Below are 15,010 nucleotides of genomic sequence, written 5' to 3'. Positions count from 1 at the left end.
TACAAGTGAAGAATCCGTTTGCAAAGCCGGGATTGAGGGTTCATTGTTGCGTTACCGCTTAAGTGCGATAAATATAAGGTTCGGTATCAAAACATGTTGCGTTGTTTTCTGCCTATCGCGGCGGCTGGATTGGCCCTTCTGGGCACGCCTGTGCTGGCCCAGGATGTCATGCCTGCGCCAAAGCGTGCCCCGCGTACGCCTGTGACCAGTGCGCCCCTTCTGCAAGCCCCGCAAAGCCTTGAAGGCCCTGCCGTGGCCTTGGATGGCGAGTCGCTGTGGATTGGCGAGCATGAGGTGCGCCTATTCGCCGTGACCGCGCCGCCGCCCTATGCCCCTTATGGTGCCCAGGCTATGGCGGCGCTCGATGAAATCCTGGCGGGTAAAACTTTTCAGTGCCGGGTGCGTGATCGTGCCCGCGATGGCCGCTTGGTGGCCCAATGTCAGGGTACTGGGGATGTGGACCCGGCCTTAGAGATGATTCGTAAGGGGCTGGCCGTGGTATCGCGCTCGTCCGTACGCAGCAGCGATCTGGGCGATACCTATAGCGCCGCCGAACAGGCGGCACGCAAGGCCAAGATAGGCCTTTGGGAGCATGACGGCGCTGTCGCGCCTATGCCTAGCGAGACAACAGCTCGTGATTCTAAGGTCGAGGCGGCCAAGGAACCCCGAAGCGCCGAGAATCCTGCCAAAACACAGAATGCTTCCGCCGACTCCAATTGGCATGACGCGATCGAGAGATATCAGGTTCTATTGGCGGCGGCGATCTTCCTGCTGGGGGCCATGATGGTGCCGCTGGCCATGTGGTTGCGGCGGGGCTGGCAGGAACGCGCCGAGCGTCGCATTCTGGCCGCCGCTTTGCGGGCCGAGCTGGCCGCCGCGCGTCAGTCATGCCGTCAGAGGGCGCATGTCTTGATGGGCGGTCAGGCCGAATCTATTCCGGGCAGCTTGTGGCCGCGTCTGCGCTCGATGGTTTTCGATGCCTGCATCAGCCGTATGGGGATGTTGGGGACTGACATGATGCGCCGCCTGATGACCGTCTATGGCCAGATGGCGGATTTCAACGCCATGCGTCAACAGGAACAGCAAACCGGCATGCATGGCGACCCGATGGCGGTGGCGCGCGGGCTCTCGGTGCTGGCCGACCGCATTGCCGTGGTGTTGCACGAATTGGAGGCGGTCGAGTCTGCGCGTGGTCGCGCGACCAAACCGCATATGGTGGGCTATTCGCGCCAGGCATTATTGCCGGCTGTTGCCACGGCCTCTGCCGATGAGCAAGATACGACAAGCGGCCAAGTGACGTCTCTGCCTGGAATTATGGCGCGACGCCAAGGCGTGGCGCGTCCATCGGCCATGCTGCGCCGCCTGAATGGTTCGACCGTGACGATGGTTCCTATGGTGACCGAGGTACAGGATGTTGTCCCTGAACCCGCACCACCGCCCATGCCACGACAGGGCATGTTCCATCCGTCCGTGGTGGCCGAGGTTTTAGAAACGGCAACGCCCGTTCCTGCCATCAACTCAGCCGATGACGCGCAGCCACAGGAACAACTTGTCGCGACAGAAGAAGTTAAATCGGAAAAATCAGAATCATCGCCGCAGGTAGAATCGATCTCCCCTACGGCTCAACCCGAGGAACGAGTGGTGGTCCCGCCGCTTTCGGTGCCGAATCCGGTAGCCTATGTACCAGAGGCAACCGAACAACCGCCCATCACGCGTTCAAGGCCAACCGTTTCGCGCGTAACCTTGGCAAGCAAGGCCCCGTCAGCACCCGCCACTCCTCCCGTCAATGGCGTGGCCGCGCCATCGGATACCGGGCTGAGTGACGAGGCGTTCCAAGAATTGCTGCGTTCGGCCACGGCCATCCGCAAAGACCTCAAGCGAGCCTCATAAATCGTTCTTAGACACTGTTCGCAAAAGCGGAATCCCTAAGGATTGCGCGTGTCGGCATATTCCAGGACGAAGTATCATCAACAACTTTGTCGTCATGCCCGCGACCTTCCTGTCCGGCACCTTCTTCACGCTGGAACAACTTCCCCCCGAATGGCGCTGGCTGTGCCTGGGCAATCCGTTCTTTTACATGATCGACGGTTTCCGCCAAGGCATCCTGGGCCAAGGCGACAGCGACCCGGCTTTGGGCCTTTGCATCATGCTGACCGCGACATTGGCCCTTGGGGCCTTGTGCTGGCGGATGTTGGCGACGGGGTATAAATTGCGCGGATAGAGTAAGCGCGGCGTAAGAAAAAAGTAAAAGGTGAAGTTATAGAACGGCAGTTAAACGCGACACGGCGTTGCGGCGTTCAGCTCGTTGCGCTTCTTTGCTTTGCTTACGCTGATCGATTTCTTCTTTCCTTCCGACAATAAAGATGAAATCGCTTAAATCTTCACCCAATTCATGGTTTTTCCTAGCAAGAGATTCCAGTTTGTCCGCCAATGGCTTGCCTTCATGGCCAAGCGTTTTCTTGATGGCCCATATCTCGCTTGGCATCTGAACCAGAAAATCTGCCGATTGCCTATAAAGAGGAAAATAATCAGCTTCTTTCGTTGCTTCGCGTGCTTCCAACCTATCGAGCGCACCCTGTAGATAGGTCAAAACATTCATTCTCCCGCCAAGACTAGAGAAATCAATGGCGACATAATCGCCATTGTCCTCAGCAGGGAAGCCTTTTTCTACCGTTTCGCCATCGAGTACTGACAAGGTTCCAAAAGGATGCTCAGATCGTTTATAATCCTCGAGTGGAACGATATCATCATCGGTTGCGGTTATCTCTTTTCGTGCTGTCAAAACATGAGCGGCTTTTTTGAACATCTGCCTCAGTTCGTCGCGCAGGCTACGTTGATTCGCTTCAACCTGACGTGCGACCAGCGTCCCATTTAACGATGCGACAAACTGATTCTGAAAAGTCCATACAAATTTCTCGAAGGGTTGATGGTGATAAATTTCACGGCTTATTTCAGATGGCACATAACACATTCTGCCACTGCTTGCCTCATGCAACAGTCCTGCCGTATATCCCATCGGATCGCTTATCTTAGTTTCTTGCAATTCGTTGGCTGGTACGCCAAGCGCATCTGCATAAGCGGCGAACTTGGCGCTACCCCTGTTAAATCTCACCCGCGTTTGTTCATCATCGGAATGCAGAGCTTCGTGCGTTGCGACATTCAACGCTGACCGGAGAGAACGACTGACGGAAAGAGGTATTCCGTTTGCGTCAATATCATCAATCAAATATATGGTATTGATCCAAACAGTCGTTGATTTGTCGCCGACCTTATTGAACTTCCACCCGAAAAAATAACCGTTTGAAAGGGATTCTGGCTTATCCGGAGCGTTGTTCCATGAAGTTACCGAGACTTCTGGAACCTGAGGCGTTTTGATGATGGAGCCAAATGTTAAAACATAGTCTTCAAGCACTGATTCCTTTACTAAAAGAGATTGCTGGGACCAGGTATCCTTTATGCTTTGCCATTCCAAAACTTGCTCTGCGGACATTCCTGAAAAATGCTCGACGGCGGCGTCTATTTGCTGTTCACGGAGATTTCTTATGGCGTTTGTGGGGGCAAGATTCTTGTATAGATGTTGCTGGGCAATTCTGAATGATGGGGTAATGTCTCCCCACCATCCCAATGCTTGCACATAGTGATAGACCTGTTGGTCGCTCAATTCAGCTATATCGCTGGGACTCAGACGATGTATCTCTCTTTCAACGAGCGTATCGACCAATGCCGATGTTTTTTTAACGAGGTTTTCTGGGTTCTTTTCAAGCTCTGCGCAAGTCGATTGAAAGCTGTTCCAGCTTGTTGGAGAAAACCGCATGTTTTGGGAAATAAACTCAAGGGCATTCAGAACCTCCCGACAGCCATCCTCACGACTAATCTGAAGAATGGCAAGCATTGATCCTTGTTCAGCTTCACTAAGACGTGTGCTCACGAAGGAAGCTGGCGTTTCTTTGAACGCTGCTGGCAGAAACACAGATACGACAAGGGCAAGGTATAATTGCTCCATAAGCTCTTTTCCATTCTGATATCCATCAAATCCGTTTTTGTTATCAACAGGAATGCTTTGTTTTTCGCGCAGCTGCGTTCTGCCCACGACAGACTGAACCGCCGCCTTAACGGCATCACTTTCTTTGAAGTCAATTGAGCGACCGACCATTGAGACGGCGGCATAGAAGGCATCGTCTGTCATGCCTTCGATCTCAGGATTGTGAGGGTTTGTCAAAAAAGCATAGAGACGAAAGCGCTCCACCAATGGCAGCCGGGTCAAGATTGCCGATATATCCGCATCGCGGGCAAGTTCATCCCTCACGATATATCGGCCTTCGAGACCAAGCATCGTGGGGCACTGCAAAATATCCTTGATCTCATTATCCATCATGAAGGCAATTCCCTTGTTTTGAAGCAGCACCTAATGCAAGACAGTCCATCAGAGAAAGTCGTTAACTTTCATGCAGATGTATGAAATTTTCGCTCGATTTCACGTGAAATGCAATAGTTGCGCTACCCAGCTGCGTTTTGTGCCGAGAAAGACCTTATGATGCACCTATTTTTCTATCTTTGCGAAGAAAGCCTCGGCCTGGCTGCGTTGCCCCTGACGCTGTTCAATAGTCGCGCGGACGCGCTCGATCTCGGCTTCAAGCTGGGGAATATAGGCGCGCAATTCCTCGACCGACAGGCCTTCTAAGACCCGGGGAAGGGTTATCGCCGGTTTCGGCTTTGGCGTCAGATCGTCCCAGTCCATGAGGCAAGGTTATAGCCGATGCGCGTCGCGCAAAAAAGACCCGCCAGGAAGACTTCCTGGCGGGCTTTTTCTACGGTCCAAGACCCAAGCGCGCGGGTTAGGCGGCTTGGTTGGCCTCGGACGAGTCCAGATGCACGCCCGGCCCCATGGTGGAGCTGAGGGTGATGCGGTTGATGAACACGCCCTTGATGCCCGACGGACGCGCGCGCACCACCGCTTGCAGCAGGGTGCGGATATTGCCCATCAGGGCCTCGTCCGTAAAGCTGGCCTTGCCGACGCCGACCGACAAAATGCCGGTCTTGTCCGCGCGGTACTCGATAGCGCCGCTCTTGGCCGCTTTGACGGCTTCGGCCACGTTCGGGGTCACCGTGCCCAGCTTGGGGTTGGGCATCAAACCGCGAGGACCCAGCACGCGGGCCACTTTACCCACGATGGCCATCATGTCGGGCGAGGCGATCACGCGGTCGAAATCCATCTGACCCGCTTCGATGGTGGCCGCCAATTCCTCGGCACCCACCAGCTCGGCACCCGCCGCCTTGGCGGCCTCGGCCGCCGCGCCGCGCGCGAACACCGCCACGCGCACCGACTTGCCCGTGCCATGGGGCAAGGGAACCACGCCGCGCACGTTTTGATCCGGCTGCTTGGGATCCAGGTTCAGATTGATGCTGACTTCGACGGTCTCGTCGAATTTCGCCTTGGCCGAGGCGCGCACCAGTTTAACGGCTTCGGCCAGGCTGTAGCTGCGGGCGCGATCGATAGTCGAGCGAGCCTGACGCAGGCGTTTGCCAATCTTATGCGCCATGTCTATTCCTCCACCTGCAAGCCCATCGAACGGGCGGAACCGGCCAGCATGCTGGCGGCCGCTTCGATGTCGTTGGCGTTCAAATCTTCCATCTTTTCCTTGGCGATCTCACGGATCTGCTTCATCGTGATCTTGCCCGCCACGCTCTTGCCGGGAGTTTGCGATCCCTTTTCAAGGCCCAACGCCTTCTTGATCCAATAGGTATTGGGCGGCTTGCGCGTGACGAAGGTAAAGGTGCGGTCGCTGAACGCGGTGATGACCACCGGAATCGGCATGCCCTTTTCCATGTTCTGCGTCTTGGCGTTAAACGCCTTGCAGAACTCCATGATGTTCAAACCGCGCTGACCCAGCGCGGGGCCGACCGGCGGCGAAGGCGTCGCGCTTCCTGCACCGATCTGTAGCTTGATATAGCCGATGACTTCTTTGGCCATGTGGCCGTCCTCCTCTGTGAATGACTCGAGGAGGCCCAATGCAACAAGGCACCCATCCGCGACCCCGAAAGGCCCCGAACAATCCGCCTTTTTCCATCGTGCCTCGTCGCCAGCCCCCGCAAACGCCAGGGCGCATGCGGATTCCAACGTCTCTTCGAGGTTTCGACCCCACCCGGCGGCCACAGCGTTAACCATGACACTTTGACGGGCATCTCCCCCAATGAGCGCCCTCTTTTTATCCCCCGCTGCGTTTTTGCGCAATGGTTTCGATTTTTCCTTGTTTGCAAGTCCCGTATCTGCGAAGAGAAAATGACGGTGCCGGCCTTGATGTTCCTGGCGGACGAAAACGAAACAAAGGGGCAAAAGCCATGTCTTGCGAGCATCAAACAATCTTGTTGTGCGGTGTGGGCGGCAGCGGCATGAGTGCCTTGGCGTTGGTGCTGATGGCGCGCGGATACGCGGTGCGCGGTTCGGATCGCGCTTGGGATGCCGGACAAACGCCCGAGAAATTCGCCGCCCTTAAACGCGCGGGAGTCGAATTGGTGCCTCAAGACGGCTCGGGCGTCGATGCAAGCCTGTCGGCCTTGATCGTCTCGACCGCCGTTGAAAACAGCATTCCGGATGTGCGGCGCGCCATGGAGCTTGGCGTTCCGGTGCGCCATCGCGCCGAGGTGCTGGCCGAGATATTCCATGCCGGCCAGGGAATCGCCGTGGGCGGCACCAGCGGCAAATCGACCACCACGGCCATGCTGGGGCATATTTTGCGCGCATGCGGCCAGGACGTGACCGTCATCAACGGCGCGCCGATGCTCAGCGCTATAGAGGCGGGCGAGGCCGCCGGTTTGGGCAATGCCGTGATCGGCCAATCCCCGCGCATGGTGATCGAAACCGACGAAAGCGACCGCAGCATCCGGCTGTTCACGCCCGATATCGCCGTTTTGACCAACATCTCGTTGGATCATGAACCGGTCGAAGCCTTGACCGTCGTTTTTCGCGACTTCTTGTCCCGGGCGCGCAGCGCCGTCGTGGTCAATCTGGACAACCCCGCCGCCGCATCCTTGGCGGGGACGCATCCCCACACGCATGGCTTCAGCCTGAACGATCCCAAAGCGCGGATCCGCGCCACCATCGTCAAGCTTAAAGCCGACGGGTCGCAGGCGCATGTCATCGAACAAGACGGCGATCAAGGCCAGATGACGCTGCATGTGCCTGGCCGCCATAACATCGAAAACGCCTTGGCGGCCCTGACGGCGGCGCGTTTGGCAGGCGTGGCCTTGGCCGACGCCTTGGCCGCTTTGGCCAGCTTTCAAGGCGTCAAGCGTCGCTTAGAGGTTCTGGGCAGCGTGGCCGGGGTGACTGTGATTGACGATTTCGCCCATAACCCCGACAAGATCGCCGCTTCCTTGGACAGTTTGCGCCAAACGGCGGGGCGCTTGTTGGTGATGTTCCAACCGCATGGCTTCCTCCCCATGCGCATCATGGGGGCCGGGATCGCCGAATCCTTCGCCAAAGGTCTATCCGAGGGCGATGTGCTGTTGATGCCCGAGATTTACTATGCCGGCGGCACGGCCACGCGCGACGTGTCGTCCCGCGACACCGTCATGGCCGTGCGGGCGGCGGGACGCGACGCGCATTTCCTGCCCGATCCGCCCGGAGCCGAGCGACGCGTGGTGCTGCGCGAATTTTTGCTAAGCCATGCCCGCCCCGACGACCGCATCGTCATCATGGGCGCGCGCGACGACACGCTGACGGAATTCGCCCATGACCTGCTGGAGCGTTTACGTCTGCGCGCCCAGGAAAACGAGCGCAGCGAAAACTTCCTGGCCATCTGCCGAGTGTCTTAGGCGCCTAACGCATTCGATTTCTTAGCTTGTCAGTCTTTGGTGCAGCCGGTCCAGATTGGCGATGACCTCCATGGATGCGTCATCCAGGCTACGGGCTTCCTTGAGCGCATTGGCCATATCTCCCGCAGCCAGTGCCGCTAGGGCTTGTTTCCCGTGCTGATGCACACGTTGATGCGGCTCGACCAAGCGCAAGAACTCAGGCATCTGACGAATCTGCGCGTTCTCGATTTGGTCGTACCATTTACCTAGACGACAGCCGTGATGATCGGGCAAGTCGCCCGCTTTGGTCTGGCTGCGCCCTGCCAATGCGTCGAACACACGTTTCTTAAAACTGGCGTGGTCCGCCTTGGCCACCATGACCAACATCTCGTCATCGGGATCCTTGACGATATCCGTCAGTTCTTTTTGGACGACCGCGCTGGATTTCTCCATAGAGCCGGTTAATTGCGCAAGGCGACCGATGCTCTGATCCGCCATCCGAGCGATGATATCCAGATTGCCGCTGACATCGCCGGTCACCGCCGTCTGCTGTTGGACCGTGGCCGAGACATCGGCCATCCTTTGCGTCACGCCGTCCAATTGGCCGCTGATATCCCGAATCTTGCCTCCCGTGGACTTGATGGCATCCAAGCCTTGCGTCACGCGCTGCGTGCCGTCATTCATCGACACCAGCATATCGGCCATGCCTTTTTGCAAGGAGGCGATACGCTGGCGAATGTCGTCGGTCGCTTGGGCTGTCTGGTTGGCCAAGGCTTTGACCTCACCCGCAACCACGGCAAAGCCTTTCCCGGCCTCGCCCGCGCGCGCGGCCTCAATCGTGGCGTTCAAGGCCAACAGATTGGTCTGGCTGGCGATTTGTTCGATCGTCTTGAGAATATCGGCGATCTGCTCCGACGCTTTATCAAGCGCTTGCACCTTGCCCGTCAGGGCACCGAAGGCCACGGATATGCCGTTCATAATATCAATGGATTGATCCACAGATTGCACGCCGCCGACCAATCTGGCTTTGACGTCGCGGGATTCCTGGACCACGAATTCCGAAGTTCGCGCCACTTCCTTGATGGATGCCGACATTTCTTCCGAAGCGGACGCCATGGTTTGGGTTCGGTTTTGCAGCTCGCGCATGTCCTGTCCCATTTCCACAATCGCCAAAATCGGAGCCGTCTGCTCAACCCAGATTTGGACCACGCTCTTGAGGGTCGCGTTGGTTCGCAGTCTCAACGCATTGGCAAGTGGGCTGATGGCCTTGGCCAAGGAATCGCTGCTATGAGCAACGACCTTCCATTCTTTTCCCAAGGATTGGCTGACATACTCAACCAAAGCGGCAAGATAATCCTCTTTGGATTTGCCCATTTGTTGCTCCTGATTGTCAGTATTTAAGGTTTTCTGGTGCACAAATGACATCATGGGGCTGGCCTCCTAAACGGAAGAAACAGTTCATACCTAGACAGAATCAAAATAAGACCACACAACGGTAAATAAAAATTAAACAACCAAGGGTTTTATACAGAGGGGGCAATAAGACCGCGTTGCTCACCAACACCGTCTATCTTGTCGAGAATACCTCAGATGGAGCTCGGCGATCACAAGGCTCAGACGCCAAGTGATCGCCTATGATCCCATGAAGCCCATCATTTAATCCCGCGTCTCTATCAGAGGCCACAAAGCCAGTTCATGCCTCGGGCGTTTCCTCTGCCTTTCTCAATTCCGCGTCCGACGTTTGGCGGGAACGGCGGGCTGCGCCAGGATTGGGGCCAGGAAGCGGCCCGTATGGCTGGCGGGGGTTGCCGCGATATCCTCGGGCGTTCCGGCGGCCACCAGATGCCCGCCGGCCGTGCCGCCCTCGGGGCCTAGATCCAATATCCAATCCGCCGTCTTGATGACGTCCAGATTATGTTCGATCACCAGCACCGTGTTGCCCTGATCGACCAAGGCTTGCAGCACATGCAGCAAGCGGCGCACGTCTTCGGCATGGAGGCCCGTGGTCGGTTCGTCCAAGATATACAATGTGCGGCCTGTGGCGCGGCGAGATAATTCCTTGGACAGCTTCACGCGCTGCGCCTCGCCGCCCGAAAGAGTCGTCGCCGACTGGCCCAGATGGATATAGCCCAGCCCTACCTGGGTCAACGTGTCCAGCTTATTGCGGATGGCGGGAATATCGGCAAAGAACGTCGCGCCTTCCTCGACCGTCATATCCAACACATCGGCGATGGATTTGTCCTTAAAGGTGACTTCCAAAGTTTCGCGGTTATACCGCCGTCCGCGACAGGAATCGCAAGTCACATAGACATCGGGCAGGAAATGCATCTCGATCTTAATGACGCCGTCGCCTTGACAAGCCTCGCACCGTCCGCCTTTGACGTTGAATGAAAAGCGTCCCGACCCGTAACCACGTGCCCGCGCCTCGGGCAGACCGGCGAACCATTCGCGGATGGGGGTGAAGGCACCGGTATAAGTGGCCGGATTCGAGCGCGGCGTGCGGCCGATGGGGCTTTGATCGATATCGATCACCTTATCCAGATTCTCTAGTCCCAAAAGCCGCGTATGCGCCGCCGGCAGGTCGCGCGCGCCATGCAGCGCCCGCGCCAAGGCCAGATGCAGGGTATCCAACACCAAGGTCGATTTCCCGCTGCCCGACACGCCGGTCACACAGGTCATGGTGCCCATAGGAATGCGCGCGGTCACGTTCTTCAGATTATGGCCCGTCGCCCCTTCCACCTCCAGCCAGGCCCCGCCGCGCGGCGGACGGCGAGTCTTGGGAACGGCGATCGCGGCGCGGCCCGACAGATAGGCCCCCGTCAGGCTTTTGGGATCGCGCGCCACATGCGCGGGCGTTCCGGCTGAAACCACATGTCCGCCATGCGTTCCCGCGCCAGGCCCCATATCGATCAAATAATCGGCGGCGCGGATGGTGTCCTCGTCATGCTCCACCACGATCACGGTATTCCCCAAATCGCGCAGGCGTCGCAAGGTTTCCAGCAGGCGTTCATTATCGCGCTGATGCAAACCGATGGAAGGTTCGTCCAGCACATACAACACGCCCGACAATCCCGATCCGATCTGCGAAGCCAAACGAATGCGCTGCCCCTCGCCGCCCGAAAGAGTCCCGGCGGTGCGCGATAGGCTGAGATAGTCCAACCCCACATGGCGCAGGAATCCCAAGCGCTCGGTGATTTCCTTTAAGATGCGCCGGGCAATCTGGCGCTGCTGTTCGTTCAGCTTGGAGTCCAACCCCTCCGCCCAATCGGCCGCCTGGGAAATGGACTGGCTGGCAATGTCGCTGATGGTGCGGCCATCCACGCGCACGCACAAGGCTTCGGGTTTCAAACGCTGTCCACCGCAAGCGTCACACGGCTTCGAGGAATGATATTGCGAGAGATCCTCGCGCATGGCGGGACTGTCGGTCTCGCGCCAGCGACGCTCCAGATTGGGAACGACGCCTTCAAAGGGACGGTTGGTTTCAAAACGGCGCTCGCCGCTGTCAAAGCGCATGCGCACGGCTTCCTCGCCCGAGCCGTATAAAATCACCTGACGCGCTTCCTCGGTCATTTTGTCCCAAGGCGTGTCGAGCTTGAATCCATAATGCTTGGCCAGAGCCTGCAAGGTTTGAACCATATAAGGGGTGCTGACAACGCGCGTGCTGCCCGAGGCCACGCGCGACCAAGGTTTGATGGCGCCTTCGGTCAAACTTAACCAGCCATTGGGAACGATCAAGGCCGGATCCATATACAGCTTGACGCCCAATCCGTCGCATGCGGGACACGCGCCATAGGGATTATTGAAGGAGAAGAGGCGCGGCTCGATCTCGGGCAAAGTGAACCCGCTGACGGGACAGGCGAATTTTTCGGAAAAGACGATCCGCTCGCCGCCCTCGACCTTTTCCGCATAGACCAAGCCGTCGGCCAGTTTCAAAGCCGTCTCCAGCGACTCGGCCAGACGTTTGCCTTGGTCGGGACGAATGATCAATCGATCGACCAAAACATCAATGTCGTGCTTGCGCTTTTTGTCCAAAGCCGGCACGTCGTCCATCTCGTGCAGCGTGCCGTTGATGCGCAAACGTTGGAATCCCTGACCGCGCCACTGATTGATCTCTTTGCGGTATTCGCCCTTGCGACCGCGCACAACCGGTGCCAACAGATACAACCGAGTCCCTTCGGGCAAGGTCAACAGACGATCCACCATCTGGCTGACCGTTTGGCTTTCAATGGGAAGCCCCGTGGCGGGGGAATAGGGTATGCCCACGCGCGCGAAGAGCAGGCGCAGATAATCATAGATTTCCGTCACCGTGCCCACGGTGGAGCGCGGATTCTGCGAGACGGTCTTTTGTTCGATGGAGATGGCCGGGGACAGGCCCTCGATGGAATCCACGTCCGGCTTTTGCATCAGTTCAAGGAACTGCCTTGCATAGGCCGAAAGGCTTTCCACATAGCGGCGTTGGCCTTCGGCATAGATGGTGTCAAAGGCCAAAGAGGATTTACCCGAACCCGAAAGCCCGGTAATCACCACCAGGCTATGCCTTGGAATCTCGACATTCACATTCTTCAGATTATGGACGCGCGCGCCGCGCACGCGAATGACATCCGGCTCGATCCCCCGCATAGCTCCCCCCTATCGTCCCCCCTGCCTTACGGCGGCCTTATAGAATACACGGTTTCCCTGGGATCGTCCCCTTTGATTGCAGAGCAAACTGTGACAAGATCGACCGCCGGTCTGGCAAGCCTTCAGATGGAGTATCCCTTGGAATCCGCATTCGCTTTCTTACAAAGCCCCCTTCTGGGAGATACGCTCGGCCATTGGTTGACCTTTGGTCTGCTGATTGTTGTGCTGCTGGCCTTTGACCTTGGCGTGCTGCACCGGCGCGACCATGAAATCAGCGTACGCAGCAGTCTTTGGCTCAGCGGATTCTATATCGCCATCGCCTTGCTGTTTGGCGTCTGGATAGGATTCACTTCGGGCGTTAGCAGTGCTGAGCTGTATTTTACCGGCTATCTGGTCGAAAAAAGCCTGTCGCTGGATAACATCTTCGTCATCTCGCTGATCTTCGCGCATTTTGGCATTCCGCGCCGCTATCAGCACCGTGTGCTGTTCTGGGGCATTCTGGGGGCCATCGCCATGCGCGCGGTGATGATCGCGCTGGGCGCGCAATTGCTGCACAGCTTCGAATGGCTGCTGTATCTGTTCGGCCTGTTCCTGCTGATCACCGGCGTGCGCATGCTGTTTGTCAAAGAGAAACCCCATGATCTGGGGTCAAGCCGCATCATCAAATTCTTGCGCCGTTATCTGCCCGTCACCGACGAGTTGCACGGCAACAAATTCATTGCGCGTGTACGTGTGATCGAAGCCGGACACACGAAACCACGCTTGCGGCCTTATGTCACACCTTTGTTGCTAGCTCTGGTGATGGTGGAAGTCAGCGATCTGATTTTCGCGGTGGACAGCGTGCCCGCCGTGTTGGCGATCACCCAGGATCCTTTCATCGTCTACACCAGCAACATCTTTGCGATTTTGGGTCTCAGAGCCTTGTATTTCGCCCTTTCCGCGATGATCCAGCGTTTTGACATGCTCAAATACGCGCTGGCCTTGGTGCTGATTTTCATTGGCATGAAGGTCGTGATCGGGCCGATCGCAGGACCGATCCCGTCTTGGGTGTCTTTGTGCGTCACAACGTCGCTGTTGGCGGGGGGCGTCATTCTGTCACTGGCGCGACCGAATAAAAATGGGTGACAACATCGGGGTGCGCGAATCGCTGTGATGTTGCGCAATCTCGTGAGGGTGCCTCCAGACATGTTGGACGAATTGACCAGTCGTGGCGATATGCTCGCCCATGCATCGGAAACGGCACCCCCTACATCGTTGCGTCATCTGGTTGCTCAGGTTGAGCGCCTCTGCGGACGGGCCGTGGCCTTGCGCCTGTTCAGCCTGCTGGAGGTGCAGAACCTCGAGTCCGCCGGAGTGAACGAGATATTGATCTTCCTGAAGAACCATGCAGACAACGCTTGGCGGGCCTTTGCTCAGATGCGTGATAACCCCTTCATCCACGCTGAGATGGGCGAACAGGCGCGTAGCTTGTATATGGAGATGCTGGGCCGCCGTTATGAAGAGGCCGCTGAACTGCACCGTGTGGCGCGAAATAGCTGGCGCAACGATTCGTTGCACTTAGAAGGCAGTCGCGCCTAATTTTTGTTCTTCCGACATCACCAAATTGACATGATCTTCAGCCAAGCTAAATTGTCTGGGCCGCAGACAAAGACGCTGAGTCGGTGTCACGGCCGCTTTATCACGCATCACCCGGAGCGACACGATGAGAATGAACAAGACCATCCTGCTGACGGCAACCGCACTGGTTGCGGGCGTTGCGCTGACCGGCTGCCAAAGCAGCAGTTGGGGCCAGAAGCAAACCGTGGGCACGGTGGTGGGTGCCGGCGGCGGTGCCTTGCTTGGCAACCAGTTCGGCAAGGGGACAGGCAATGTGGCCCTGACCGCTCTGGGTGCCGTCGCTGGTGCCTGGTTAGGAAATGAGATCGGCTCGTCGCTTGATAATGCCGACCGTTCGGCACTGATGCAGGCCGAGAATCGGGCTTATTCCGCGCCGATCGGCCAACAAATCACCTGGAACAACCCGCAAAGCGGCAATTCGGGCGTCATTGTTCCGGTCCGCGACGGCCAGGATGGCAGCGGTGCCTATTGCCGCGAGTTTAACCAATCCATCGTTGTAGGCGGCCAGCGTCAGAATGGTTACGGCACAGCCTGCCGTCAGCCGGATGGCACTTGGAAGATCGTGCAATAGCTGATATAAGGTTATTGCCGCTCGCGGCATGACCAGTAAGCTTCATACTCAACACGCAACGACGAAGGGGACGACGTCATGATGAAAACAACTCTATTGGCGGCTGCGGCTGTCATTGCATTGGCTGGCCCTGCCATGGCGGAAACAGCGATGCGCAACTATGAGACTGCCACCTATGATGAAGGCAAGTCTGTTGTCTATGGCGAGAACGGCCAAGAGACCATCGTCAACACCAACAGCGATTCCTATGCCGGTGCCGTGTCTGCGACCTCGAAGTCGGCAACACATCCGGAGGACAGCGAAAGCCCCTATACCTCACAGCCTGATCCGACCAAAATCGCTCAGTAACCGCTGATAGCAGGGCTATTCCTATCCTGACAAATCTGGCCGTAGCGGCGTAAGTGTCGC

At 57.4% G+C, this 15,010-nt stretch carries 13 protein-coding genes; 7 read left to right on the top strand and 6 right to left on the bottom strand.

Annotated features, from left to right (window positions below; genetic code table 11):
• The first annotated feature begins 93 nt into the window (after window positions 1-93).
• Complete coding sequence (locus IPI58_08960; protein ID QQR68941.1) at window positions 94-1,890, top strand: thermonuclease family protein; 1,797 nt, start codon at window positions 94-96, stop codon at window positions 1,888-1,890.
• Window positions 1,820-2,221: an ABC transporter permease gene (locus IPI58_08955; protein QQR68940.1), complete on the top strand. Its 402-nt coding sequence runs from the start codon at window positions 1,820-1,822 to the stop codon at window positions 2,219-2,221. Before IPI58_08960 ends, IPI58_08955 begins: the two co-directional genes overlap by 71 nt.
• 36 nt (window positions 2,222-2,257) lie before the next feature.
• Here the strand turns inward: IPI58_08955 and IPI58_08950 are convergent, their stop codons facing one another.
• The 4 genes from IPI58_08950 to rplK form a co-directional block, all read right to left on the bottom strand.
• Window positions 2,258-4,375: a hypothetical protein gene (locus IPI58_08950; protein ID QQR68939.1), complete on the bottom strand. Its 2,118-nt coding sequence runs from the start codon at window positions 4,373-4,375 to the stop codon at window positions 2,258-2,260.
• A 165-nt stretch (window positions 4,376-4,540) separates the two neighbouring features.
• Complete coding sequence (locus IPI58_08945) at window positions 4,541-4,738, bottom strand: DUF1192 domain-containing protein (protein ID QQR68938.1); 198 nt, start codon at window positions 4,736-4,738, stop codon at window positions 4,541-4,543.
• Between the two features lie 97 nt (window positions 4,739-4,835).
• Complete coding sequence (rplA, locus tag IPI58_08940; GenBank protein ID QQR68937.1) at window positions 4,836-5,540, bottom strand: 50S ribosomal protein L1; 705 nt, start codon at window positions 5,538-5,540, stop codon at window positions 4,836-4,838.
• A 2-nt stretch (window positions 5,541-5,542) separates the two neighbouring features.
• A complete protein-coding gene (rplK, locus tag IPI58_08935) occupies window positions 5,543-5,971 on the bottom strand; it encodes a 50S ribosomal protein L11 (protein ID QQR68936.1) in 429 nt (142 codons plus the stop codon).
• A gap of 368 nt (window positions 5,972-6,339) precedes the next feature.
• Here rplK and IPI58_08930 point away from each other — a divergent pair, with 368 nt between their 5' ends.
• Window positions 6,340-7,815, top strand: a complete 1,476-nt coding sequence (locus IPI58_08930; GenBank protein ID QQR68935.1) for a UDP-N-acetylmuramate--alanine ligase — start codon at window positions 6,340-6,342, stop codon at window positions 7,813-7,815.
• A 21-nt stretch (window positions 7,816-7,836) separates the two neighbouring features.
• Here IPI58_08930 and IPI58_08925 read toward each other — a convergent pair whose 3' ends face one another.
• Both IPI58_08925 and uvrA read right to left on the bottom strand, forming a co-directional pair.
• On the bottom strand, window positions 7,837-9,168 hold the full coding sequence (locus IPI58_08925; GenBank protein ID QQR68934.1) for a CZB domain-containing protein: 1,332 nt from the start codon (window positions 9,166-9,168) through the stop codon (window positions 7,837-7,839).
• A gap of 348 nt (window positions 9,169-9,516) precedes the next feature.
• Window positions 9,517-12,414 carry an excinuclease ABC subunit UvrA gene (uvrA, locus tag IPI58_08920; protein ID QQR68933.1) on the bottom strand — a complete coding sequence of 966 codons (2,898 nt, stop codon included), beginning with the start codon at window positions 12,412-12,414 and terminating at the stop codon, window positions 9,517-9,519.
• A 126-nt stretch (window positions 12,415-12,540) separates the two neighbouring features.
• Between uvrA and IPI58_08915 the strand changes: the two genes are divergently transcribed.
• The 4 genes from IPI58_08915 (at window position 12,541) to IPI58_08900 (ending at window position 14,950) form a co-directional block, all read left to right on the top strand.
• Complete coding sequence (locus IPI58_08915) at window positions 12,541-13,539, top strand: TerC family protein (protein ID QQR70096.1); 999 nt, start codon at window positions 12,541-12,543, stop codon at window positions 13,537-13,539.
• A 60-nt stretch (window positions 13,540-13,599) separates the two neighbouring features.
• Window positions 13,600-13,992 carry a hypothetical protein gene (locus tag IPI58_08910; GenBank protein ID QQR68932.1) on the top strand — a complete coding sequence of 131 codons (393 nt, stop codon included), beginning with the start codon at window positions 13,600-13,602 and terminating at the stop codon, window positions 13,990-13,992.
• A gap of 130 nt (window positions 13,993-14,122) precedes the next feature.
• Window positions 14,123-14,602: a glycine zipper 2TM domain-containing protein gene (locus IPI58_08905; GenBank protein QQR68931.1), complete on the top strand. Its 480-nt coding sequence runs from the start codon at window positions 14,123-14,125 to the stop codon at window positions 14,600-14,602.
• A 78-nt stretch (window positions 14,603-14,680) separates the two neighbouring features.
• Window positions 14,681-14,950 (top strand): hypothetical protein, encoded by a 270-nt coding sequence (locus IPI58_08900; GenBank protein QQR68930.1) that lies wholly within the window; start codon window positions 14,681-14,683, stop codon window positions 14,948-14,950.
• Window positions 14,951-15,010 lie beyond the last annotated feature (60 nt).

Source organism: Alphaproteobacteria bacterium (genome assembly GCA_016699305.1).
Taxonomy (GTDB): Bacteria; Pseudomonadota; Alphaproteobacteria.
Note: the sequence above shows the minus strand (reverse complement) of the source record. Positions and strands in the feature narration are given on the sequence as shown.